Origin of the sequence: Paraburkholderia sp. BR10882, assembly GCF_040948855.1 — a bacterium.
GTDB classification, from domain to species: Bacteria; Pseudomonadota; Gammaproteobacteria; order Burkholderiales; family Burkholderiaceae; genus Paraburkholderia; species Paraburkholderia nodosa_A.
The window spans coordinates 1-23,179 of sequence record NZ_JBFPKP010000004.1 but is presented as its reverse complement, the minus strand read 5'-3'; the positions used below and the strand labels follow the sequence as shown (position 1 = coordinate 23,179).

Sequence of the window (23,179 nt, the reverse complement as noted above, 5' to 3'; positions counted from 1 at the left end):
GCGTATAAGGAAAAGGAGTTGCGCAATGCGAACCCGCCTCACGTTCCTCTGCGCCGCGCTGGCGCTCGCTGCCTGTGCATCGCAGCCACGTCCAGGGCAACAGAACACCGGAACGCTTTCTGCGCAACCCGCGGCCTTCGCACAAGCGGGCGCCGCCGCACACGGACGCCCGGTGAAAGTCATGATCGTGACGATGTCCGCACCCGAAGCGAAGACTTGGCTCGAGCGCCTCGGTCCCTGGGAGTCCGTGACAATCGCGGGCCTCTCGCCCGACTATCCCGCTGTGCAATGCAATGCCGACGATGTCTGCGTGATGACGACCGGCATGGGCCATGCGAATGCCGCCGCTTCGATGATGGCCCTCGCCTTCGCGCCGCAGTTCGACCTGCGCAAGACCTACTTCCTCATCGCGGGCATTGCGGGTGTGAACCCCGGGCACGGCACGATCGGCTCGGCGGCCTGGTCGGACTGGCTCGTCGATTTCGGCCTGCAGTGGGAGATCGACGGCGACGGCCGCCCGCGCGGCTGGCGCACCGGCTATCTCGGCATCAATACGAAAGGCCCTGACGACAAGCCCGCACTCGATTACCGCACCGAAGTGTTCCACTTGAATCCGCGGCTCACCTCGGCCGCCTGGGCGATCTCGCGCAACGTGACGCTCGCCGATAGCGCGCAGGCCCAGGCCGCGCGCGCGAAATATGCTTACGCTCCCGCGAACCGGCCGCCTACGGTGATCCGCTGCGATTCGGTCGCCGACGATACCTGGTGGTCAGGCAAGGCGCTCGGCGCGAGGGCGAGCGAATTCACGCGCCAGTTGACGGGCGGCCAAGGCGTTTACTGCATGACGCAGCAGGAGGACAACGCCACGTTCGAAGCACTGAGCCGCGCTGCGCATGCGCAACGCGTGGACCTCGATCGTGTGGCCGTGCTGCGCGCGGGCTCGGACTTCGATCGTCCGTATGCAGGAGAATCGAACGCGGCGAATCTGCTTAACTATGCGAGCCAGGGCGGCTTCGCCATCGCGTTGGAAAATCTCTATCGCGCGGGACATCCTCTCGTTCAGACCATCGTCGCGCACTGGAGCGCATGGCAGGATGGCATTCCTGCAAATACGTCCGCAGCGCCGCCGCGCTAGCCACAACCACGCGCTGCCCCGCTTTGCCTCGTTACGCCGAAGCATCCTTGTGAGGAATACAGACGATCAATGCGTGTCGCTATCCGGCATGCATCGCCAATTCGCAAAGCAATTACAGCGCACGATCGTTCATACGCATTGCGCATCGGAATGCGGGATTTCCGCTACTGAAATCCTCCTTTGACCGGATAGCTTTATCGCGGCATCTATGCCAGATTAGGTTTCACTCCTTTCGAGCGCAGCGCAGGGGTCGCAAAGCGATGCGCCATGATTCCACGGGGGACAGCATGCACGGTTACCTCCCTCACCTTCATGCCGCCACGCACATCATGTTTGCGAGCGTACACGCGTGTGTGCCTTCGCGAGCGCGCGCGTCATGAATGCCGCCAGCATCGTCGTGCTTGGCGCGGGGCCAGCGGGCGCAGCCGTTGCGCGTGCGCTCGCGGGGCTCGATTATCGCGTGGAGGTGGTAAGCGACTGGCGCCGCTTCGACGCGGCCGAAGCCTTGTCGGCACGTGCAATCGAAGCGCTGCGCCGTGCGGGCCTGCATCGCGCAGCCAGTTGCGGCGAAGGACCGTGCGTGCGCACCACGCTCTGGAACGGCGCGTTGCAAACGCTCGACGCAGAATTTCTCGTGGACCGGCGCGTATTCGATGCGGCCCTGCGCGAGGACCTGTGCAGCGCGGGCGTGGACGTGATCGAGGCGAATGTGCGCTCGCTGCATTCCTCATCGGCGGGTCACGATCTCATGATCGAAACCGCCGACGGACCGCTCACGCTACGCGCGGACTTTCTGGTCGAAGCGCGCGGGCGCCTCGCGCCGCTATTGCGCGACGCCACGCGCGGCCCGCAAACCGTGAGCCTGCTGAACGTATGGAAGGGCCGCGGGGGCGCATCAGCCACTGCGGTGGAAAGCCTGCCTGGCGGATGGGCATGGATGGCGCGCCTGGGCGACGGCCGCTGCTACTGGCAATTGACGCTGGACGTCACGAACCCCGAACTGCCGCAGCGCGATGAACTGCTCACGTTTTGCGAGCGCATGCGGCATTCGCCGCTTGCCAGCGACTTCTTCGCGGGCGACGCCGCGACCGACGCGCGCCTCTACGCGCGCAGCAGCACTGCCACGCTGTGCGGCCGTACTGGCGGGCACAACTGGCTGCGCGTGGGCGATGCAGCCATGGCCGTCGATCCACTCGCGGGCAACGGCGTGTTCCAGTCGCTGACCTCCGCGTTGCAGGCGCCCGCGGTGATCCATACGCTACTCGCACGGCCCGAGCGTGCGCCGCTCGCGCTGCGCTTTCATCAGCAGCGCATCGAGCAGTTGTTCATGCGCTTCGCGCGCACCGGGCGCGATGTCTACGCGCTCGAACAGCGGTGGACTACGCAGCCATTCTGGCAAACGCGTGGGGCATGGCCTGACGACCGTCCCGCGCATGTGAGCGCGGATTTCAACGAGTTGAATGTGGGGCGTGCGCCCGTGATTGATGGCGGCATGATTGCCGAAGCGGATGTGGTCGCTAGTCCGGACCAGCCGCTTGGAATATGGCATCTTTGCGATGCTGCGCTGGCGCCGGTGGTTGAGGCGTTGCGGCGGGAGCCCGCTGAGCAGGTGCTCAAGTCGCTCGATGCCGATCAGGCAAGGATGATTCGGCATTGGCTTGCCATGCAGGATTATCCTTAGCCTTTTTGGTTTTTTCGCCTTTTTCTGTTTTGGCCTTTCCTTGTTTTCACGTCGGTATGCCGCGAACACAAGAAAAGGCCAAAGCACTCACAGCACAACAAAAAACTCGATCGCACTCCTGCGCAAGTCACACGCGCGCTCGACCCGTTCGGGCTCGATACAGAACGCATCGAGGCGTGGCGCGACGCGTGAAGCCGCTGGGGCACCGCCAGGGGCACGTAACGGACAATCAGGGACCGGGCATCGCACTATTAAGTTTCGGCGTAAAATGCGCGTTCGCCGCGATGTACCGGTGTAGAAGCCTCACGCCAGCGATGCACGTCGATCTACTTACCATCTACTTCCTCCTGATCGGGACCCTGCTAGCCAGTTCCCTGATGACGCTCTGGGAGCATCGTACGCATCCCGCGCGCAGCAAGGCATTGCGGGTCCTGGCCGGGGGCTACGCGACCCTCGCAGCCGGCTGCGCCGCGGTGCTCGTGCGCGCCGATCTGCCAGGGGTTTGGGGCGCCGCTCTGAGCAACCTCGTCATGATGGCCGGCTATCTGCTGGTCCTGCATGGCGTCGCGACGCTGAACGGGCGGCACTACCGGGCGGCCTCGTTCGCCCTGCTCGCGTTGATCGCACTGACATGGGCCACATGGGGCGCACGGCATCCGCAGGCCATGTGGTACTACGCGAGCGCGTTTCCTATTGCACTGGTGAGCGCCATGACCTCGCGCGAGCTGCTGCGCGGCGACGGCATGAAAGGGGGCCAATCGCGCCACGTCGCGACGTTCGTCACCGGAGTCCACGCACTCTTTTACGTGTTCAGGACGTTTGTCCTGCCGTTGCTGGGCAGCCGCTATGGGGGCGGCTTCGTCGCGCTCGTCAGCAAGATCACGATGTATGAAGGCGTGCTGTATTCGATCATTCTGCCCATGGCCCTGATCAAGCTGGTACGCGAAGAAACGCATGGGCAGTTGTTGCGCGAGTCTCAAACGGACTACCTGACCCGCCTTGGCAACCGCCGCTGCTTCTTCGAAGAAGGCGAGCGCGTGATGAACGAGATCGGGACGCGTCAGCCCGGGGCGCGTCAGCCGGTTTCGCTGCTTGCCTTCGATCTCGACCACTTCAAGACCATCAACGATCGCTACGGCCACAAGACCGGCGACGAAGTCCTCAAGACGTTCGCGGACATTGCCCGCAGCGCCGTGGGACCCGAGGCGATCCTCGCGCGCATAGGCGGTGAAGAGTTCGCCGCCCTGCTGCCAGGCCATGACCGCGTGCGCGCCAAAGCGGTGGGCGAAGCGATCGCCAGGCGTTTCGCTCAAACACCCATGAACAAGGTCGATGGCATCGCCATACGCGCCACGGTGAGCATCGGCCTGGCGCAACATGGTCAGGAAGCGTCCACGCTCTCCGAGCTGCTGGCTGCCGCCGACGCCGCGCTCTACAGCGCGAAGGCGCTGGGCGGCAACCGGCTCGAAATGCTGGCTCTGTAACGCCTCACGCGCCTTCCAGTCAGCTATTTGTAGGCTGCGCGCATTGTTTTTGCTAGCCCACTTAGGCCCGCCCTATCCGGTCGCGGGTGCAATCGCGTCAAGCGGTAAGGGGGCACAATGGCAACGATCGATACCCGGATCCGGGTGGCAATTTCCGCCGGACTGATTTTCCTGCTCGCGGCTTGCGGCGGCGGCGGTGGCGGAGGAGGCGGTGGCGGCTCGAACCCCGGCACGAGCACGCCGGCTGGCGGCGTCAAGCTGCAAGTCGTCTCGTTCGGCGACAGTCTTTCCGACGTCGGGACCTACGCGCCGCTTGCGAGCGCCGCAGGCGGCGGGCGGTTCACGACCAACCCCGGTCAGGTCTGGTCCCAGGACGTCGCGCAATATTATGGGGACACCCTGAACGCCGCATACACGGTCGGCCTCGATCACAAGCTGAGCGCGCAAGGCGGCTTCGGCTACGCAGAGGGCGGCTCGACGGTCGCCACGCCCGCGAACCAGTACGACTTCCTCTCGGACGTGATCGGCAACATCGAAATGCCGGTCAATCAGCAGGTGTCGAGCTATATCTCCGCTCACGGCACCTTCAACTCCGGTCAGCTCGTGCTGGTCTGGGCAGGCGCGAACGACGTGCTGCGCGCCGGCAACCCGCCGACAGCCAATACCGTCGTGCAGACTGCCGCCACGACGCTCGCACAAGTCGTCGGGCAGATCGTGCAGGCCGGCGCCACACATGTCGTGGTGATCAACGTGCCGAACGTCGGCCTCTCGCCCAAGGGCATCTCCTCGGCCGACGGCGGCGCGAACCTGACCCAGCTATCGCAGCTCTTCAACTCGACATTGAACAGCGCGTTGCAGACGGATGGCCTGCAAGGCAAGGTCATCGAAATCGATTCCTACACCTGGATCACGCAGCTCGTCGCGAACTTCCAGACGAACGGGTTTACCGTGTCCAACACGGCCCAGGCGTGCGACCCTTCGAAAACGCCGGACAACACCTCGCTGCTCTGCTCGCCCGTCACCTACGTCTCGGCCCATGCGGACCAAACCTATATGTTCGCCGACGACCTTCACCCGACCACGCACACGCATTCGCTGTTCGCGCAGTACGTCGAGCAGCAGATCGCGGCGAGCGGTCTGGGGCATTGAGCGCTGGATTCAAGCGACCGCGCCGGGCATGAGCGCGGCCGCTTGCGTAGTCCCGTTAGCAGCACGCCTTCGGGGCGGCGGCTCAATACCGTATCGAGCAGGCGCTCTTCGTTCGACGCGCTATAGTCGCTCAACGCGAGCAGCACTTCATAACCCGCACGCGCCTGGCGGCGCGATCCTGGGGGAAGTGCGGAGGGGACAAGAGCGCCCCGCCCCGATTGTCGCCCTCAGTTGAACGCAGCATCGCGCTCCAGCCACTTTATCCCCACCCGCGCCGACCGCATACTTGGTCACGTAGCCTCCACCGACCCGTCAACGCCATGCTAAACAGGGACGCCATTCGCTCCGGCGCGTTTCTCGAGAGTTTCAGCCATCTCCCGCCGGAAATTCTCTGGACGCAAGCCCAGATCGCCCAGTCGCTCGCCGAAACGATGGCGAAGCGCCCCGCCGGCGAAGAGGTCTGGGTGTTCGGCTACGGTTCGCTCATGTGGAATCCGCTCTCGCACTTCGACCGGCGCGCGCACGCCACGCTGCACGGCTGGCGCAGGAGCTTTTGCATCCGCCTGTTCGGCGGGCGCGGCACGCCGCAGTGCCCCGGCCGCATGCTCGCGCTGGAGCGCGGCGGCCATACCCAAGGCGTGGTGCTGCGGCTCGATGCGGCCACGCTCGACGAAGAGTTGCACATCCTCTGGACCCGCGAGATGCTGACGGGCGCCTACACGCCTGCCTGGACCTCGGTGACGCTCACGACGGGCGAGACGCGGCACGCCCTCGCCTTCGTGGCGAACACCTGCCCGCGACAATACGAGGCTGATTCGAGCCCCGCGACTGCCGCGCGTGCGATAGCCCAAGCGCATGGGCCGCTCGGCAGCAACGCGGAATATGTGTTCCAGCTCAGGCGGGCGCTCGCGGACTGCGCAATGACGGACGCCTACATCGAGGAAGTGGCGCAAGCCCTCGAACGTTTCGAAACGACGTCTTAAGCGAGCCGCACGAGACCGGTCACCATCTGAACCACGCCAAACGCGGCAATCGCCACGGCGGAAAAAAGGGAGATGCCCCGCGTGAACGCGAGTGGCAGCTTCGTACGCAACGCGGACGTCACGCCGCTCAGGAACAGCCACCACACGGCCGAGCCCGCGAACACGCCCGTCACCATAGTCGCCATCAGCGCCATCGAAAACCCTCCCGGCGCCCCCTGCTCGCCTGGCATGGGCGGTAATGGCCCGAGCGAGGCAAACGCGGCAATGAACGAAAAAATGGTCAGAGGGTTCGAGAGCGTCAGTGCAAACGTCGTGAGGAAATCCCGCGCGACAGGGCTGCGCTGCGTCTCCTGTACGGCGGCCGGCGCGGTCGACGACGCGCGTGCGATGGTCCACGCCATCCACACCAGAAATGCCCCGCCCGCCGCCTTCAACACCACCGTCAGCATCGGCAGCGCCGTGACGATACCGGCCACGCCGAGCGCGCCGAGCAAGCCATAAAACGCATCGGCGCACGCAGCGCCAATGCCGGTTGCGAAGCCGGAGTAAAAACCGCGGCTCAGGCTGCGCTGGATGCACAGCATGCCGATGGCCCCGACCGGTGCGGCGATGCAAAACCCCATCGCCACGGCTTTGACGAACAACATGTCTCCTCTCTCCGCAATGCGTGTTCTATAGGGGACTATCGTAGACCGCGAAGAGTATCCGCAGAAGCCGGGATTTAAGGGAAAATCGGCCTTTCACCTTAAACATTTCGCCATGATGGACGATCTGGACTGGAAAGTACTGGCGCTGCTGCAGGAAAACGGCCGCATGACCTACACCGAGCTTGCGCGCCAGGTGCATCTCTCGGTGCCTGCGGTCACGGAGCGCGTGAGACGTCTCGAAGAGGCCGGCGTGATCGAAGGCTACACGGCGCGCGTGAATCCGGCCGCCGCCGGCTATCCGATCTCGGCCCTGATCGGCATCACGGTGCCCCAATCCGCGAAAGCGAAGTTTCTCAAGCTGCTCGGCACGATTGCCGAGGTGCTCGAATGCCATCACGTGACCGGTGCGGACTCCTATGTCATTCGCCTCGTCGCGACGAGCGTGGCCGACCTGGAGCGCCTGATCCAGCGCATCAATCTCTACGGCGAGACGCGCACGTCCATCGTCATGTCCACGCCGCTCGCCGCACGTGCGCTCGCGAAGCCTCAAGTGAGCACGGCCGGGTCGCGCGGCAAGGCCTAGCCGCGACGACCCTGGTCCTCAGAGGGAGCGCTCGATCGCCTGCCCCAGCAACTCCACGCCGAGATCGATCTCCTGCTCGCTCACGGTCAGCGGCGGTGCAATGCGAAACACGCCGCCCATGCCCGGCAACTGCACGATGTTCATGCTGAGCCCGAGCTTCATGCACTCGCGCGTGATTTTCGCGCCAAGGCCGTCGGCGGGCTCCTTCGTGCGGCGGTCCTTGACGATCTCGAGGCCGAGCAGCAGCCCGCGCCCCCGAATGTCGCCGATGCATTCGAAGCGCTCCATCAGATCCAGCAGCCCGCGCCTCAAACGCCCGCCCATGATATTTGCGCGCGCAACGAGTCCGTCGCGCGCCACGACGTCCAGCACCCGCAGGCCGACCGCAGCAGGAAGCGGATCGGACACATGCGTCGTGTAGAACAGGAAGCCCCGTTCGTGCGCGGCTTCCTCGATCTGCGCGGACGTGACCACGGCCGCGAGCGGCAATCCGGCGCCGAGTGTTTTCGATAGCGTGAGAATGTCGGGCGTCACGCCGTCGTGCTCGCACGCGAACATCGTGCCGGTGCGCCCGACGCCCGTTTGCGCCTCGTCCAGAATCAGCAGCATGCCGCGCTCTTCGCATTTGCGCTTGAGCGCGGCCATATAGCCGGGCGGCAGTTCGATGATGCCGCCCGAACTCAGGATCGGCTCCGCGATGAAGGCCGCGAGATTGCCGCTCGACTGGCGGTCGATGAGATCGAACGCGTAGTCGAGTTCCGCGAGGTAATCGTATTGCCCGTTGCGCTCGAAGCGCGGCCGGTACGTGAACGGCGCGGGAATCGCATAGGAGCCCACCGCTGCGGGGCCGACGCCCTTGCGCCCTGCGCTATAGGTGGCCGAAGCCGCGCCGCCCGTCATGCCGTGCCACGACTGCGCAAAGCCCACGATTTCGAATTTGCCCGTGACGAGCTTCGCCATGCGGATGGCGGCCTCGTTCGACTCCGCGCCGGTGCTCAGCAGCAGCGCCCGGTCGAGCCCGTCGGGCGTGACGTCGGCGAGACGCGTGGCCAGTTCGACCACGGGCCGCGAGAGCATGCCGCTGAACAGGTGGTCCAGCCTGCTCGCGTATTCGTTGATGACCGAGACGATTTCCGGGTGGCTGTGACCGAGCACCGCGCTCATCTGTCCCGAAGTGAAGTCGAGAATCGGCCGGTCGTCCGCGTCGTAGACGAAGCTGCCCTGGGCGCGCTCGATGATCATCGGCTCGAACGTGCCGCCATAGCGGATCAGATGCTGTCTCGCGTTGCGCCAAAACTGTTCGTCGTCGTTCCTGGACACGGGCTTCTCCTCGTCGGGTAGCGGGTTTTCCTTGCAGTCTAGGCGGCGCTCTGGTTTTATAGAATCGAATAGTTCTTATGCAAGCTAGAAGAGAGGCTAATATCGTGAGCCGACCGCTGGAAATCGATCTGCTGCGTTCGTTCGCGGTTATCGCCGAGGTGCGCTCGATAAGCCGCGCGGCCGAACGCGTGGGCCGCACCCAGTCGGCGCTGAGTCAGCAGATCAAGCGGCTCGAGGAGATCGTCGATCAGCCGTTGTTTCAGCGCACCGGCCGCGGCGTTGCGCTGACGAGCCCCGGCGAGCGCCTGCTGGTGCACGCCCAGCGCATTCTGCGCCTGCACGACGAGGCCATGGCCGACCTGTGCGGCACGGGCTTGTCGGGCACCCTGCGCTTCGGCTGCCCGGACGACTATGCGGCCGTATTTCTGCCCTCCTTGCTGCGCCGGTTTTCGGGCCAGCATCCGAATGCGCTCGTGGAAGTCGTATGCGTTCCCACGCCGCGCCTTCTCGAACAGCTCGACAAGCGTGCGGTCGATCTCGCCCTGGTATCGCTGCATTTGACCGCCATCGGGTCCGCCAACGCAAGCGGCCCGCACGACGAGATCATTCGCCGCGAGCAGCTGGTCTGGATCGGCTCGCCCGGACTCGATTCCGCCCATGTCGATCCGCTGCCGCTCGCACTCTCCGATCCGGACACCCTCGATCACATCGCAGCCTGTGAAGCGTTGGAGAGGATGGGCCGCGCCTACCGCGTCGCGTATGCGAGCAGCAGCCTCGCCGGTCTCACCGCGCTCGTGCGTTCGGGCCAGGCCTTCGCCGTCATGACGCAAACGGCCGTTCCGGCGGATCTGGCGATACTCAATGGCGATCCCGCGCTGCCGCCCTTGCCGGCCGTGGGCATTACGATCAAGTACGGACGCAAGCGGCCGTCGCTCCTCACGGCGGCGTTCGCCGAGCACATTCGGCTCACGCTGCCGCTGTTGTGAGCGCACCGCCGCGAGGCACCGCCGCCCCACGCCGCCCCTTCGTTATGCGAACATCGCAGCTTCGCTCGCGGACGCCATCCCCATGTCGAAAATCCGGAAAACACTCGCCACGCTGCTGGGCATCGCACTCGCCGCGGGGAGCGCCGCCGCACAACCGGCGCAGAAGCCGCCGGGGCCGGCCATGATGGTCCATTTCGACTACTACCCGAAAGACCGCCCGCAGATTCATGCGCTCGAACAGCGGCTGGCTGGCGCCATCAAGCGCGCCGATGCCGGCGAACTCGGCGAAACCGAAATTCACATCGACGGCAACGACGGCTATCTCTACATGTATGGGCCCGACCCGGACCGGCTGTATCGCGTCACGAGCCCGATTCTGAAGTCATCCAGATTGACCGCGCACTCCGAAGTCACGAAGTGGTACGGGGCTCGCAGGGAAACGTTCGTGATTCGCTGAGGCGCGGGCCTCAAAGCTTGGGATGACATTCGAAGCGGATGACGGAGGCCTGCTGCTGCAGCGCCTCGATGCCTTCGGTGTGCTCCATGCCGAGACTCGTCTGCATGCCGCGGCTCTCGCAGTAGTCGTTCGCTTCGCTCACCGCGCGCTTGTGGGCGCGGGCCCACGCGAGTCGGCCGCCCGTTGCGGACGCCGAAACGACGAACGTGCCCGACTTGTCCGCCGTGGTGACGTCGCTGGCCGACGCGCAACCCGCCAGCACCGTGCACGCGGCGACCAGCGATACGGCGACCCTGGGCCAGGACCGGCTTGCCACGTCCGCAAGTCTGGCCGTCCCCTTGAAAATCTGCTGCATGAATCCCTCTCATGATCGAGCGTCGCAATACGCTCACATATGACAGTGGATTTTAGGGTTGCCCTATCGAAAGTCTATGCTCATAGATTGAATTCACTGTTACGGCGAGAAATACAATCGCGATCCCTTTCCGGCCCGATGAACGCGACGAGCGGCCCGGGTCAAGCCGGCACGCCCTCGATGGCGCGCCCGGAACGTCCCCACGCCACCACGACGCCCAGACCGAGCACGGCGAGGCACACGATCGGCACGATCATCGGCCCGAACGCGGTACCGGTGAGCTTGCCCGCGAGCGGCATGAGGTTCTGGCCGAAGAAGCCGCCGAGATTGCCGATCGAGTTGATCGCCGCCACGCTCGCCGCAGCCCGCGCGCCGGTGAAGTAGCGCGGCGGCATCGACCAGAAGCACGGATACAGCAGCGGAATGCACGCGCCGCCGAACACGAGCGCGATGAAGCGCAGCGGTGTGGAAGGCAGCAGGAGACTCAGCAGGAAACCCAGCGTGCCTAGCGCCGCGACGATCGCCATCGCGCGCAGAATGCTTTTCGCGCGGCGCAGCTTCGACGGCAGCCACAGCAGCAGCAGCACTGCCAGCGCCCACGGCAGCATGCTCAACAGCCCGTTCACGCTGCTCGACACGCCAAACGACTTCACGAGCGTGGGCAGCCAGTAGGTCACGCCGTAGAGCGACGTCGACATCAGCATATAGGTTGCCGCGAACAGCATCACGCGCGGATCGAGCAGCGCCTTCCAGGGCTGCGAGTGTTCGGCGTGCTCGGGCTTCTCCCGCTCGTGCGCGGCCGCCACGATCTGCTTTTCGCGATCGTGCAGAAAGCGCGCTTCCTGGTACGACGCCGGCAGCAGCCTGAACACGGCGATGCCGACCAGCACGGCGGGCAGGCCCGTGGCGATGAACACCCACTGCCAGCCGGCGAGGCCCCATACGCCATTGAGACTCAGCAGCCAGCCGCCCACGAGCGAGCCCAGCATATTGGCGAGCGCGCTGCCCAGCGTGAAGATGCCGAGCACACGCGCACGATAGCTTTGCGGAAACCACAGCGTGAGGTAGTAGATCACGCCGGGATAGAAGCCGGCTTCGGCGACGCCCAGCGCGAGGCGCAGGCCGCAGAACACCTGCATCGAGGTGGTGAAGCCCATCAGCACCGTGATCACGCCCCAGGTGAGCATGATGCGCGCGAGCCACACGCGCGCGCCGAAGCGGTGCAGCGCGAGCGTGCTGGGCACTTCGAACAGCAGGTAACCGATGAAGAACAGCGACGACGCAAGGCCGAACGCCGTTTCGGTCATGTTGAGGCTGTGCACCATCTGCAGCTTCGCGAAGCCGACGTTTTGGCGGTCGATGAACGAAATCAGAAACATCACGACGAGGATCGGCATGAGGCGGCGCGCGATCTTCGACATGACATACCGCTCTTCGACGGATGGTTGATCGACGGTTGAGTCTGTATTCACTCTGTTCTCCTACGTTTATTTGTGTCTATGCGTATGTCTAGGACGGACGGAAATCCCCGAGCATCGCCACGAACATGTCGTTCCATGTGCGCGGCTTCGCCTTGATCGTGCCCACCATGTACAGAAAATCGACGTACTCCATCAACTGCTCCGGCCAGACCGAAAAGCGCGACTCCGGCGCGCAGAGCGTCTGCACCACGTGCTCGCGCGACGCGCCGAAGCCCGACGAATCGACATAGATCTGCGCCGCGGCCGCCTTGTCCTGCGCAATCATCCGGTTCGCCTCGTCGAGCGCGTGAAGGAACGCCTTTGCCAGCGCAGGCTCGGTATCGACGAGGCGCTTGGGCGCGAACACCACGTCGAGCGTGAGCGGCCCGAGCACGTCGACCGAATTGACCACGCGGTGGATGCCAGGCTGCTGCAATTCGAGCGTCGAAAATGGCGGCGACGCGAAATGCGCGGTGATGCCGCCCTCGCGCCGGATCAGCGACTGCATGGCCTGCGGATGCGGCAAGCCGACGGTGATCGAATCGAGCTGCGCGAAGTGCTGAGGCCCCAGCAGCTTGCTCGCCACCATTTGCAGCACCACGGCCGAAAGCGAGGTGCGAATACCGGGCACCGCAATGCGGTCGGCGGCCGTGAAGTCGCGCAGCGTCGCAATTTGCGGCCGGTTCGTGTTGAGCGAGAGCGCCGTGGCCGAAAGGCCGCTGATGCCGATCACCTCGACGTTCGGTATGCCGCGCGCCCGCGCCCACAGTTCGATGAAGCCGGGCGCGCCCACGGCGGCGAAGTCGAGCGTGCCGGCCATCATGGCGTCGTCGACCGAATTGCCGCCGTCGAGCCTCACCCACTCCACGCTCACGTCCGCGAGCCCCTGGCGGCCCGCATGGCGCTCGAACAGGCGCGCCTTTTCCATCACGAGCAGCGGCAGATACAGCAGGCCATAGCCCTTGGAAATGCGCACCGTGCGCGGTGTGGCCCGGACCCAGGCAGGCGCGAGCCCCGCGGCAACGGCAGCCGCGCCAAGCCCGGCCGCAACGAGCGCGCGCCGACGCGGTGAAGGCCGCGGCGACTTCACGCGCATCTTGCCGTCTCCGTTGGTTCGTGTCGTAATCACGTCGCGCTATCTTCCATGGTTCGCGAGATTACCGGGCGAGTCTGAGAAAATGCTGAGAAACACACAGAGTAGACCTCGGGGAAAACCCGCAATCGCACCCATGAAGATTTCGGCAGGAACGGCATCATGCGCATTCTGGTGGTAGAGGACGACGCGGAAATCGGCGCGGCGGTCCGCAGCCGCCTCACGCGCCTCGGTCACGCGGTGGACCTCGAAGCGAACGGCGCGACGGCGAACAGCCTGCTCGGCGTCGAGCGTTTCGATCTGGTCGTGCTCGACGTAATGCTTCCCGCCATGGACGGCTTCGAGATTCTGCGCCATCTGCGTGCGTCGGGCTCGACCACGCCGGTGCTGCTGCTCACCGCACGCTCGGCCATCGACGACCGCGTGAGCGGCCTCGGCCTCGGCGCCGACGACTACCTCGTCAAACCGTTCGACTACCGCGAACTCGAAGCGCGCGTGCAGGCGCTCCTGCGCCGCAACAGCGGGCACGCGAACGATGTGGTGAAGCTGGGCGGTCTCGCCATCGACCGCAGCAGCCGGCTTGCCGAACTCGACGGCAAACCGCTTTCGCTTTCGCGCCAGGAGTTCGCGCTGCTCGAAATCCTCGCCAGCCGTCCGCAACGCATCTTCCCGAAAGAAGAACTGCTGAATCAGTTGTTCAGCTACGGCAACGAGCCGAGCGCGAACGCCGTCGAACAATACGTCACGCGCGTGCGCAAGAAGCTGCAGGGCAGTTCGGTCGAAATCCGCACGGCGCGCGGCATGGGATATCAAATTGCCGCGCTTTGACTGGTTCCCGAAAACGCTGCTCGGGCGCACGCTGCTCTTCATCGCGCTCGTCGTGGCGTCGGGCGCTGCGGCGCTCGCGGGCATCGCGCGCTATTACGCGGGCGTCGCATCCGAGCGCGCCTACGATCAGCTGCTTGCAGGCGCAACCATCCAGGTCGCCGAAAACCTCTACGTGCAGGGCGGCGTGCTCGCGCTCAATCCGCCGGTGGCCGCGCTCTCCACGCTCTCGCGCTATGACGTCGTCTACTACAAAGTGGTCGACGCGCGCGGCCTCGTCGTCGCGGGCTATGGCGATCTTCCCGGTCCGGCCGATACGAAGAGCGCGATGAACGCGCACCAGGGTCCGACATTCGCGAACGCCCGCTACCAGGGAGAGCGCGTGCGCACGGCGACCATCGGGCGCTACATGCCGGACGCGCGGCCGCCCGGCTGGGCCCTCGTCACGGTCGCGCAGACCACCCATGCCCGCCAGCAACTCACGAACGACATGAGCCTCAAGGTCTGGACGCTCATTTTGCTGATGAGCGTGCTCGCCATCGGCGCGAGCGGCCTTGCGATCCGGCGCGGCTTGCGTCCGCTTGCGCAGATCGAGCAGATCATCGCCGCGCGCGACCCGGCCGACCTGCGGCCCGTGGCGCACGACACGCCGAGCGAAATCAACGCGCTGATCGGCGCCATCAACGGGCTGATCGGCCGGCTCGCCGAACGCATGACAGCCATGCAGCGCTTTATCGCCGACGCCGCGCACCAGATGCGCACGCCGATCGCGCGGCTCGACGCGCAGATCGAATTGCTCAGCACCGAGTCCGATCCCGCGCGCCATGCCGCGCGGCTCGAAGCATTGCGCGCCACCTGCTCGGACGTGGGCCGGCTCACCGGCCAGTTGCTCAATCACGCGATGGTGATTCATCGCACGGAAGTGGTCCCGTTGCAGCGCGTGGACCTCGCGAAGCTTGCCAGAGAAGTGTTGGGCCGCACCATTCCGCTCGCCGACGAACGCGACGTGAAAGTGGCATTCGAAAGCAGCGCGCCGCAGGTTTGGATCGCGGGCGACCCCGTGAGCCTGCAGGAAGCGCTGTCGAACGTGCTGCACAACGCGCTGCTGCACGGCAAGGCGGACGATATCGTCGTCACCGTGAGCACCTCGCCGGAGGCCGTCACGCTAACCGTGACCGACAACGGTCAAGGCATCGCACGCGAACACTGGGACGCCGCGTTGCGTCCGTTCGAGCGCATCGGCCAGGAAGGCGCGGAGCGCACGACGGGCTCGGGCCTCGGGCTCGCCATCGTGCAGGCGGTGATGAAGGCACACGGCGGGCGCGTGAACTTTGCGTTTCCCGCCGGCGGCGGCTTTGCCGTGGAGCTGACGTTTCCTCCCGTAGAAGGCGAGACGCCGTCCGTGACGCCACTGTGAACGCCTCGCGAAAGCGTTGGCGCGCGAGTTCGTCGCCGCACGCGGTGTATCAGTGCGCGGATGGATGCGCCCGCGCATACATGCGCAATGCGAACCAGCATACTCCAGCCCCAAGACCACCCACCACGCCGCCGAAACTGCCGAGCCACGACACGCCGAAGCCATTGGCAATATGGTTGCCGAGCAGCGCGCCCGCGCCGATTCCCACGTTATAGAGGCCGGAATAGATCGAGACCGCGAGGTCCGCGGCCTCGGGCGCGAGCTTGAGCACCCATGCCTGCATGGCAAGGCCGAAGGAAACGATCGCGCCGCCCCACACCAGCGTGTGAACGGACAACGTGATGATGCTCAGCACGGCGGGAAACTGCACGAGCAGGCACGCACACACGGCGATCACAGCCACCTGGAGGAACTGAGCCGGATCGCGCGGATAAAGCCGGTTAAAGAAAATGGCCGCGGGAATACCGGCACTGCCGAACAGAATCAGGATATAGGTGATGCGTTGACTGCTTTCGTGGCCCACGGAGTGAATGAACGGCTCGATATACGTGTACGACGTGAAGTGCGCGGTCACGACGAGTATCGTGAGCAGATAGCGAGGCCAGCATCGGCTTTCTGAACAGCACGGGCACGCTGCTGAACGAGCCCGTTTGCTGGCTCGGCAGCAAGGGCAGCATCACGCGCAGCATGAGTAGCGCAAACGCCGCCGCGCCCGCAATGACGAAGAAGGTCTGCCGCCAGCCGAGCGTCTCGCCGATCACGCGCCCAAGCGGAATGCCCGCCACCATGGCGATCGAGGTTCCCATGCCGAGCATGGCGAGCGCCCGGCTCTTGTTGCCGGGCGGCGCGAGCCTCACCACCAGCGAGACGGAAATCGACCAGAAGATGGCGTGTGCAAAGGCAATGCCGATTCGGCCCACCATCAGCACCGTGAAGTTCCACGCCACGCCGGTCACGATGTGGCTGACGACGAAGAGCGCGAATATCCAGGTCAGCAGCTTGCGGCGTTCGACGTTGCGTGTCAGCAGCATCAAGGGCAGCGACGCCACGGCCACCGTCCACGCGTAGATCGTCAGCATGAGGCCGACGTCGGTCGGCTTCATGTGCAGGCTGTCGCCAATGGCGCTGAGCAACGCAACCGGCACGAATTCGGTCGTGTTGAAAATGAAGGCCGAAAGCGCCAGGACGAGCACGCCCCACCAGGATTGGCCGGAAGCGACCGGTTCAGGCGTCGACATACGAGTCAGGCGGGAGTCGATAAAGAGCGATTATCGCGTATCGCCGTTCGACGCAGTTTCAAACGGTGCAGCGCGTCGGTGCGGTGGACGACGGAAGAAGACTAGACCAGACTGGCCAACCCGCCAGGAAGCCCGATTGCCGCGCCAACGACACGCATGTGATCGTTGCCGGCACGAGCGAGGCGCGCGCAACTTCACGTCATCGCGCATAGGTTCTCTCTATACTGGCCCACGTGTCCTCCCTGCCTCGTTGCGTGATGCGCAGGCACCGGCACGTTCCACCCGCATTGCCCATCCCTGGACGCCGCCACGAACCGCCGCGCGAAGCGCGACCGCGCGCCAATGCGTCGGCGTCTGCCTGCTTTGTGATGCTGTAAAAGAAACTGGAGAGTTTCCATGAGCACCTTCACCACCCGCGATGGCACGTCGATCTATTACAAGGACTGGGGCAGCGGCAAGCCCGTCGTGTTCTCCCACGGCTGGCCGCTTACCGCCGACGCCTGGGACGCTCAAATGCTCTTTCTGGTGCAAAACGGCTTTCGCACGATCGCGCATGACCGCCGCGGCCACGGCCGCTCCGATCAGCCCGCCAAGGGCAACGACATGGACACCTGGGCCGACGATCTGGCCGACCTGCTCGACAAGCTCGATGTGCAGGACGCCACGCTCGTTGGCCATTCCACGGGCGGCGGCGAAGTCGCGCGCTACATCGGCCGCCACGGCACGAAGCGCGTCTCGGGCGCGGTGCTGATCGGCGCGGTGCCGCCCATCATGATCAAGAGCGAGAAGAATCCGGGCGGTCTGCCCAAGGATGTGTTCGACGGCATCCGCAAGGGCGTGATCGACGACCGCTCACAGTTCTTCAAGGACCTGGCCGTGCCGTTCTACGGCTACAACCGCAGCGGCGCGAAGGTCTCGCAGGGCGTGATCGACTCGTTCTGGCAGCAGGGCATGTGGGGCGGCATCCTCGCGCTGCATGACTGCGTGCATGAGTTCTCCGAGGTCGACTACACGGAAGATCTCAAGAAGATCGATGTGCCCACGCTGATCCTGCACGGCGACGACGACCAGATCGTGCCGATAGACGACGCGGGCAAGCTCTCCGCGAAGATCGTCAAGGACGCGACGCTCAAGATTTACCCGGGCGGCCCGCACGGCATGTGTACGACGATGGCCGGGCAGGTCAACGCCGACCTGCTCGCGTTCCTGAACCGCAAGTAACGTCGCGGCGCGCGGCGTGCCCGTTCAACGCGAGCACGCCGTGATTGCCTCGACGTATTGCGCCTGCCACGCCGGGTCTTGCGCGAACGCCGCGAGATCCGCGTGCAGATCGTTGGCGTAGGCCGTTATGCACGCGCGGTTGTTCGCCTCCACGGCGCACGGCATCACGAGAATCGCCGCCACCACGCCACCCACTGCCAGCGCGGCGATCGTCACGCCGATTGCCCAACGCCAGGCTTCTTCCCCTGTCCCTTTTAGCGCCGCTTCGCTCATTGCCCTTCTCCTTATTAATTAGCAAGACAATTATTCGAGGTTTAAAAAAGGCGCGAACGCCTTATGCAAGGCCCTTGCGTATCTTGCGCATGCCGGCGACCGTGGACTCGAAGAGGTCCGGGCCGACTTGCGCACGCAGGCGCCGCGCCACGTCGGCGCTCGCGCCGTTGATCGGGCCGTCGAGCGCCGTGCCGCCCGCCGTGGGAAAGAGTCCCCATTCGCGGCCATCGGCCTCGCCCTGGCGGCGCTCGAGCAAGTCCTTCTCGCACAGGTTGTCGACGAGGCGAGTCGCAGTGGGCCGCGCGATGCCGAGCGTTTGTGCGACATCGCTCGCGAGGCACCCGGGCTTCGCCAGCACGACGCGCAGCACGAAGCCTTGCGCGGGCGTGAGGCCGAACGGCGCATAAGCGGCACTCCACTCGCGCTCGACCAACCGCGCGAGCGCCGACGAATTGAAGTAAAGGCAGTGATCGAACATGGCAGCAATGAAACCACGAATTGATTAGCAAGGCAACCGTTTTCAGAGACTTCGGCGAGGCCCGCAGGACAAAATTCTTATATAAGACTCCCCGATTCACTTCTCTTTTCACAAGGGTCTTTACCAGCTTGACAGTCAATCAAGGGTACGATCCACAAAACCGGAGAGCCATCTCCGAATCGTCGGTCTCACCTTGCAAAGCCTTATAGAACGGGGCTCCGGCGCGGAAACGTTTTCGGCGCAGGGCCGGCCGATCAAGGCAAACGCGCCGACTTTCTGGTCAATTAACATTGCGCAAGTGCTTTCCACGATATGAAATATAGGCACGCCAGGTCCCCAGCCCGCTGCAAATTGAGGCAAAATCCAGGTGTTTCGCCGACTGCGCGCAGCCGGTGGTGTTATCACCCCGTTTTTGAACCCCGCCAAGAAGCCGATGAGTACCCAGCAACCCACCATCATCTATACCCTGACCGATGAAGCGCCGCTGCTCGCCACCAGCGCGTTTCTGCCGATCATCCGCACCTTCGCTGCGCCGGCCGGCGTGAACGTCGAGACCAGCGATATCTCCGTTGCGGGCCGTATCCTCGGCGAGTTCCCGGAATTCCTCACGGAAGAACAGCGCGTGCCGGACAATCTGGCCGAATTGGGCCGTCTCACGCAGTTGCCGGAAACGAACATCATCAAGCTGCCGAACATCAGCGCATCGGTGCCGCAGCTCGTCGCCGCGATCAAGGAACTCCAGGGCAAGGGCTACAAGGTCCCCGACTTCCCCGAAGATCCGAAGACCGACGAAGAAAAGGCTATCCAGAAGCGCTATTCGAAGTGCCTCGGCTCGGCTGTGAACCCGGTGCTGCGCGAAGGCAACTCGGACCGCCGCGCACCGCTCGCGGTCAAGAACTACGCGAAGAAGCACCCGCACAGCATGGGCGAGTGGAGCATGGCTTCGCGCACCCACGTCGCGCACATGAAGCACGGCGACTTCTACCACGGCGAAAAGTCGATCACGAACGACAAGGACCGCGAAGTCCGCATGGAGCTCGTGACGAAGGCCGGCGAAACCATCGTGCTCAAGCCGAAGGTCAAGCTGCAAGCCGGCGAAATCGTCGACAGCATGTTCATGAGCAAGAAGCACCTGCTGGCCTTCTACGAAGACCAGATGGAAGACGCGCGCAAGACCGGCGTCATGCTCTCGCTGCACGTGAAGGCGACCATGATGAAGGTTTCGCACCCCATCGTGTTCGGCCACGCCGTGCGCGTGTTCTACAAGGACGCGTTCGCCAAGCACGCCAAGCTCTTCGAAGAACTCGGCGTGAACGTGAACAACGGCCTCGTCGATCTCTACACGAAGATCGAAAAGCTGCCGGAATCGCAGCGCGAAGAAGTCATCCGCGACATGCACGCATGCCACGAGCACCGTCCGGCGCTCGCCATGGTCGACTCGGCCAAGGGCATCTCGAACCTGCACGCACCGAACGACGTGATCGTCGACGCTTCGATGCCCGCGATGATCCGCGCAGGCGGCAAGATGTGGGGCGCCGACGGCCGCCCGGCCGACACGAAGTGTCTGATTCCGGAAAGCACGTTCGCGCGCATCTACCAGGAAATCATCAACTTCTGCAAGACCAACGGCGCATTCGACCCGCGCACGATGGGCACGGTGCCGAACGTCGGCCTGATGGCGCAGAAGGCTGAAGAGTACGGTTCGCACGACAAGACGTTCGAAATCCCGCAGGATGGCACGGCGCGCATCGTCGACAACGCCACGGGCGAAGTGCTCGAAGCGCTCACGCAGCCCGTCGAGCAAGGCGACATCTGGCGTATGTGCCTCGTGAAGGACGAGCCGATCCGCGACTGGGTCAAGCTTGCCGTCACGCGCGCAAAGAACTCGAACACGCCGGCCGTGTTCTGGCTCGACCCGTACCGTCCGCACGAAAACGAAGTGATCAAGAAGGTCGAAACGTACCTGAAGGATTACGATCTGACCGGCCTCGACATCCAGATCATGTCGCAAGTCCGCGCGATGCGTTACACGCTCGAGCGCGTGATCCGCGGCCTGGACACGATCTCGGTCACGGGCAACATCCTGCGCGACTACCTCACCGACCTGTTCCCGATCATGGAACTGGGCACCTCGGCGAAGATGCTCTCGATCGTTCCGCTGATGGCGGGCGGCGGCATGTACGAAACGGGCGCCGGCGGCTCGGCTCCGAAGCACGTGCAGCAGCTGGTTCAGGAAGACCACCTGCGCTGGGACTCGCTCGGCGAATTCCTTGCGCTGGCCGTTTCGCTGGAAGACCTCGGCATCAAGACGAACAACGCGCGTGCCAAGCTGCTCGCGAAGACGCTCGACGCCGCCACCGGCAAGCTGCTCGACAACAACAAGGGCCCGTCGCCGAAGACCGGCGAGCTGGACAACCGCGGCAGCCAGTTCTATCTCTCGATGTACTGGGCGCAAGAGCTGGCCGCACAGAAGGATGACGCGGAACTCGCGGCACACTTCGCGCCGCTGGCGAAGGCATTGGCCGAGAACGAGCAGAAGATCGTGGGCGAGCTGGCCGCGGTTCAGGGCAAGCCGGTCGATATCGGCGGCTACTACAAGCCTGACTTCGCGAAGCTCGCTGAAGTCATGCGCCCGAGCGCGACGTTCAACGCCGTACTCGCAGCCGCTGCGAAGTAAGGGATGGACCCCGCCCCGTGCATTGCGCGGGGGACGTGCCACCAAACGAATCGAGCCTCCCACACTACTGTGGGAGGCTCGATTTTTTTTGCCCGGTTGATTGTGACGGCCGATATCAGGCGGCGAGTTTCTGCTCGACTGGCCGATCGTCCCGCGTCGGATCGCTCTCTCCGAGAGCAGGGCCCGGCTCCAGGTCGCAACGATCGGTTGCCAGAGCCACAGCAAGATCCAGCAGTTGCTTGTTCGAATCTGGTTGACCCAGATGCGGCGGCATGACCTCTTCAATCAGGCCAGCATCCATCGCCCGAGGGATCTGCGCGAGTAAATCTGCAATCAGCGTCTGTCGCCTGCGGAATGCAGCACGCCGGTTCGACGGAACCTCGCTGACGTCGCGGTGATGCAGGCGAAGCGGCAGTACATATCGCCCATTGCGTTCGACGCCACCCAATTCCTGCCAGAAGCCATCATAGTCCGCGTGTATCTGAGCCCGCCTGGAGTCGGTAACGTGCGTCTTCTTCGTCACGCCAGTCAGCACGTCCACCCCTGCCATCCTGGACAATTCGCAGACAGCCTCCATGACAGCAGCCTTGGGCCGCAATCCATGGCATTCGCGCGTGGCCTCACGCACCCGCTCCCTGGCCGCGCCGGAAGGTCCTTGCAGGCCGCCGATAAGCGCCCCGATTTTCCCCGCTTCGGCGTGCCACTCGAAACTGATTGTCGCCCACGCAAGATCGACGCGATCGACCACGTCGCGCCAGGCGACGCTCAGCAACCCTTCGCGCCAACAACGTACCGGCTCGCTCACGACGATGGCGTACCTTCCGCTCGACGCCAAGGTCACGTCTTCCGAATTCAGGTAGAGGCTGCGCACCAGATGGTCGCCGAAGCGTTCCCGTACGACCCGAAAATGTCCGCACAGTAGCTCGGCACGCGCGCAGGCACGCATGTCCGCCTGGACGAAGCGGCGAAAGGGGCGTTCAAGATAGCGACGATTACGGACGACAATCTCGGCAAGCAGGGAGTTTGCCGCCAGCGCACTCAACCAGACGCGAGCTGCAAACGGATGAAGCAGTGCGTACATGAGCACGCGCCCCTTCCGGAACAGGGCATCGGGACGCCTCCCAGGAATAGCCCTGGACAAGAGTTGGAAAAACTCGGGAATCGGTGTCATTGACCGCGATCCGTTTTCGTGAATGGCTCAAACGCGGAGGCAACCGATGCAGCCGTGACGGCGTTGCGATTTGCGCCCGATGATGATCCGAATGCTGGAGGGTGGAATGTGCTGCGCAGATACATCGCAGTCCTTAAAAAAAATTGCCTCACTCACCGATCTTCGATACACGGGACGTCACGGAACAGTAACAGTCATTCGACGACCGGTACGAACGCTCTTGCGAGGATTCGGCCAGCCGTCGAGGTCATGAAACATATCACAGTATTACGAAGCGTTACAGAATTTTTCAAACGAGGGCACGATCGGTAAGTTTTCCGTAAACGTTATGAAAACTTCAGACAAACGTACGGTCCAGTCCCGGGCTTGACCGAACCTCGGCGCCCTGGCCCTTTCCCGCGAATCCGTGATGCGCCAGCCAAAAAAAATCTATGGTCACCCCCGTTTTTGCAACCTTGATCGTTGACGTTGTGGTTGGCTTGCCTAAATCTATCCGGCGTCGTTGTGGGGATCACTCCCCGCGCCACGATGAGAGTCGCGCCTGAT

20 protein-coding genes and 2 pseudogenes are annotated in these 23,179 nt (G+C 64.2%); 12 read left to right on the top strand and 10 right to left on the bottom strand.

The annotated features are described in order from the left end of the window. The first annotated feature begins 25 nt into the window (after positions 1-25). From AB3X99_RS12350 to AB3X99_RS12335, 4 genes are all read left to right on the top strand, one after another. Complete coding sequence (locus AB3X99_RS12350; protein WP_368617063.1) at positions 26-1,135, top strand: purine nucleoside permease; 1,110 nt, start codon at positions 26-28, stop codon at positions 1,133-1,135. A 376-nt stretch (positions 1,136-1,511) separates the two neighbouring features. After that, positions 1,512-2,816 carry an NAD(P)/FAD-dependent oxidoreductase gene (locus tag AB3X99_RS12345; protein ID WP_069266885.1) on the top strand — a complete coding sequence of 435 codons (1,305 nt, stop codon included), beginning with the start codon at positions 1,512-1,514 and terminating at the stop codon, positions 2,814-2,816. A gap of 314 nt (positions 2,817-3,130) precedes the next feature. Further along, positions 3,131-4,300 (top strand): diguanylate cyclase, encoded by a 1,170-nt coding sequence (locus AB3X99_RS12340; RefSeq protein ID WP_368617332.1) that lies wholly within the window; start codon positions 3,131-3,133, stop codon positions 4,298-4,300. 117 nt (positions 4,301-4,417) lie between these two features. Then, a complete protein-coding gene (locus AB3X99_RS12335; RefSeq protein WP_368617062.1) occupies positions 4,418-5,449 on the top strand; it encodes an SGNH/GDSL hydrolase family protein in 1,032 nt (343 codons plus the stop codon). Between the two features lie 50 nt (positions 5,450-5,499). On the opposite strand, the pseudogene AB3X99_RS12330 reads toward AB3X99_RS12335, so the two are convergent. Beyond that, positions 5,500-5,613 (bottom strand): annotated as a pseudogene (locus AB3X99_RS12330) (GntR family transcriptional regulator); the annotation flags it as partial. A gap of 156 nt (positions 5,614-5,769) precedes the next feature. On the opposite strand from AB3X99_RS12330, the gene AB3X99_RS12325 reads away from it, so the two are divergent. Next, entirely contained in the window at positions 5,770-6,432 is a 663-nt protein-coding gene (locus AB3X99_RS12325) for a gamma-glutamylcyclotransferase (protein WP_368602118.1), read from the top strand. Here AB3X99_RS12325 and AB3X99_RS12320 read toward each other — a convergent pair. Further along, a complete protein-coding gene (locus AB3X99_RS12320) occupies positions 6,429-7,079 on the bottom strand; it encodes a LysE family translocator (RefSeq protein WP_368617061.1) in 651 nt (216 codons plus the stop codon). The genes AB3X99_RS12325 and AB3X99_RS12320 overlap by 4 nt on opposite strands. Before the next feature lie 115 nt (positions 7,080-7,194). On the opposite strand from AB3X99_RS12320, the gene AB3X99_RS12315 reads away from it, so the two are divergent. Next, positions 7,195-7,662, top strand: a complete 468-nt coding sequence (locus AB3X99_RS12315; protein ID WP_368602335.1) for an Lrp/AsnC family transcriptional regulator — start codon at positions 7,195-7,197, stop codon at positions 7,660-7,662. Positions 7,663-7,680: 18 nt separating this feature from the next. Here the strand turns inward: AB3X99_RS12315 and AB3X99_RS12310 are convergent, their stop codons facing one another. Then, entirely contained in the window at positions 7,681-8,982 is a 1,302-nt protein-coding gene (locus tag AB3X99_RS12310; protein ID WP_368617060.1) for an aspartate aminotransferase family protein, read from the bottom strand. 77 nt (positions 8,983-9,059) lie between these two features. Between AB3X99_RS12310 and AB3X99_RS12305 the strand changes: the two genes are divergently transcribed. Further along, positions 9,060-9,968, top strand: coding sequence for a LysR family transcriptional regulator (locus AB3X99_RS12305; protein ID WP_368617059.1), 909 nt, complete (start codon positions 9,060-9,062; stop codon positions 9,966-9,968). Between the two features lie 82 nt (positions 9,969-10,050). After that, positions 10,051-10,425: a hypothetical protein gene (locus AB3X99_RS12300; RefSeq protein WP_256094896.1), complete on the top strand. Its 375-nt coding sequence runs from the start codon at positions 10,051-10,053 to the stop codon at positions 10,423-10,425. 10 nt (positions 10,426-10,435) lie between these two features. Here AB3X99_RS12300 and AB3X99_RS12295 read toward each other — a convergent pair whose 3' ends face one another. The 3 genes from AB3X99_RS12295 to AB3X99_RS12285 form a co-directional block, all read right to left on the bottom strand. Next, positions 10,436-10,780 carry a hypothetical protein gene (locus tag AB3X99_RS12295; RefSeq protein ID WP_069266775.1) on the bottom strand — a complete coding sequence of 115 codons (345 nt, stop codon included), beginning with the start codon at positions 10,778-10,780 and terminating at the stop codon, positions 10,436-10,438. Between the two features lie 161 nt (positions 10,781-10,941). Beyond that, positions 10,942-12,252 (bottom strand): MFS transporter, encoded by a 1,311-nt coding sequence (locus AB3X99_RS12290; protein WP_368617058.1) that lies wholly within the window; start codon positions 12,250-12,252, stop codon positions 10,942-10,944. A 37-nt stretch (positions 12,253-12,289) separates the two neighbouring features. Continuing rightward, positions 12,290-13,336, bottom strand: coding sequence for an ABC transporter substrate-binding protein (locus tag AB3X99_RS12285; protein ID WP_368617331.1), 1,047 nt, complete (start codon positions 13,334-13,336; stop codon positions 12,290-12,292). Between the two features lie 159 nt (positions 13,337-13,495). Between AB3X99_RS12285 and AB3X99_RS12280 the strand changes: the two genes are divergently transcribed. Together AB3X99_RS12280 and AB3X99_RS12275 are read left to right on the top strand one after the other, a co-directional pair. Beyond that, positions 13,496-14,161: a response regulator transcription factor gene (locus AB3X99_RS12280; protein WP_069266778.1), complete on the top strand. Its 666-nt coding sequence runs from the start codon at positions 13,496-13,498 to the stop codon at positions 14,159-14,161. After that, positions 14,148-15,575 (top strand): sensor histidine kinase, encoded by a 1,428-nt coding sequence (locus AB3X99_RS12275; protein WP_368617057.1) that lies wholly within the window; start codon positions 14,148-14,150, stop codon positions 15,573-15,575. The genes AB3X99_RS12280 and AB3X99_RS12275 overlap by 14 nt, the downstream gene beginning before the upstream one ends. Positions 15,576-15,624: 49 nt before the next feature. Here AB3X99_RS12275 and AB3X99_RS12270 read toward each other — a convergent pair. After that, a pseudogene (locus tag AB3X99_RS12270) lies at positions 15,625-16,813 on the bottom strand (sugar transporter). 396 nt (positions 16,814-17,209) lie between these two features. Here AB3X99_RS12270 and AB3X99_RS12265 point away from each other — a divergent pair. Further along, positions 17,210-18,034, top strand: coding sequence for an alpha/beta hydrolase (locus AB3X99_RS12265; RefSeq protein WP_342947196.1), 825 nt, complete (start codon positions 17,210-17,212; stop codon positions 18,032-18,034). A gap of 24 nt (positions 18,035-18,058) precedes the next feature. Here AB3X99_RS12265 and AB3X99_RS12260 read toward each other — a convergent pair whose 3' ends face one another. Then, on the bottom strand, positions 18,059-18,307 hold the full coding sequence (locus AB3X99_RS12260) for a hypothetical protein (protein ID WP_368617056.1): 249 nt from the start codon (positions 18,305-18,307) through the stop codon (positions 18,059-18,061). Between the two features lie 61 nt (positions 18,308-18,368). Further along, the gene (locus AB3X99_RS12255; protein ID WP_069266783.1) at positions 18,369-18,785 is read right to left on the bottom strand and encodes a MarR family winged helix-turn-helix transcriptional regulator; all 417 of its coding nucleotides are present in this window, start codon (positions 18,783-18,785) and stop codon (positions 18,369-18,371) included. A gap of 433 nt (positions 18,786-19,218) precedes the next feature. Here AB3X99_RS12255 and AB3X99_RS12250 point away from each other — a divergent pair, with 433 nt between their 5' ends. Beyond that, positions 19,219-21,462 carry an NADP-dependent isocitrate dehydrogenase gene (locus AB3X99_RS12250; protein ID WP_069266784.1) on the top strand — a complete coding sequence of 748 codons (2,244 nt, stop codon included), beginning with the start codon at positions 19,219-19,221 and terminating at the stop codon, positions 21,460-21,462. Positions 21,463-21,577: 115 nt separating this feature from the next. Here the strand turns inward: AB3X99_RS12250 and AB3X99_RS12245 are convergent, their stop codons facing one another. Then, positions 21,578-22,633, bottom strand: coding sequence for a VirK/YbjX family protein (locus AB3X99_RS12245; RefSeq protein ID WP_368617055.1), 1,056 nt, complete (start codon positions 22,631-22,633; stop codon positions 21,578-21,580). Between the last annotated feature and the right edge of the window lie 546 nt (positions 22,634-23,179).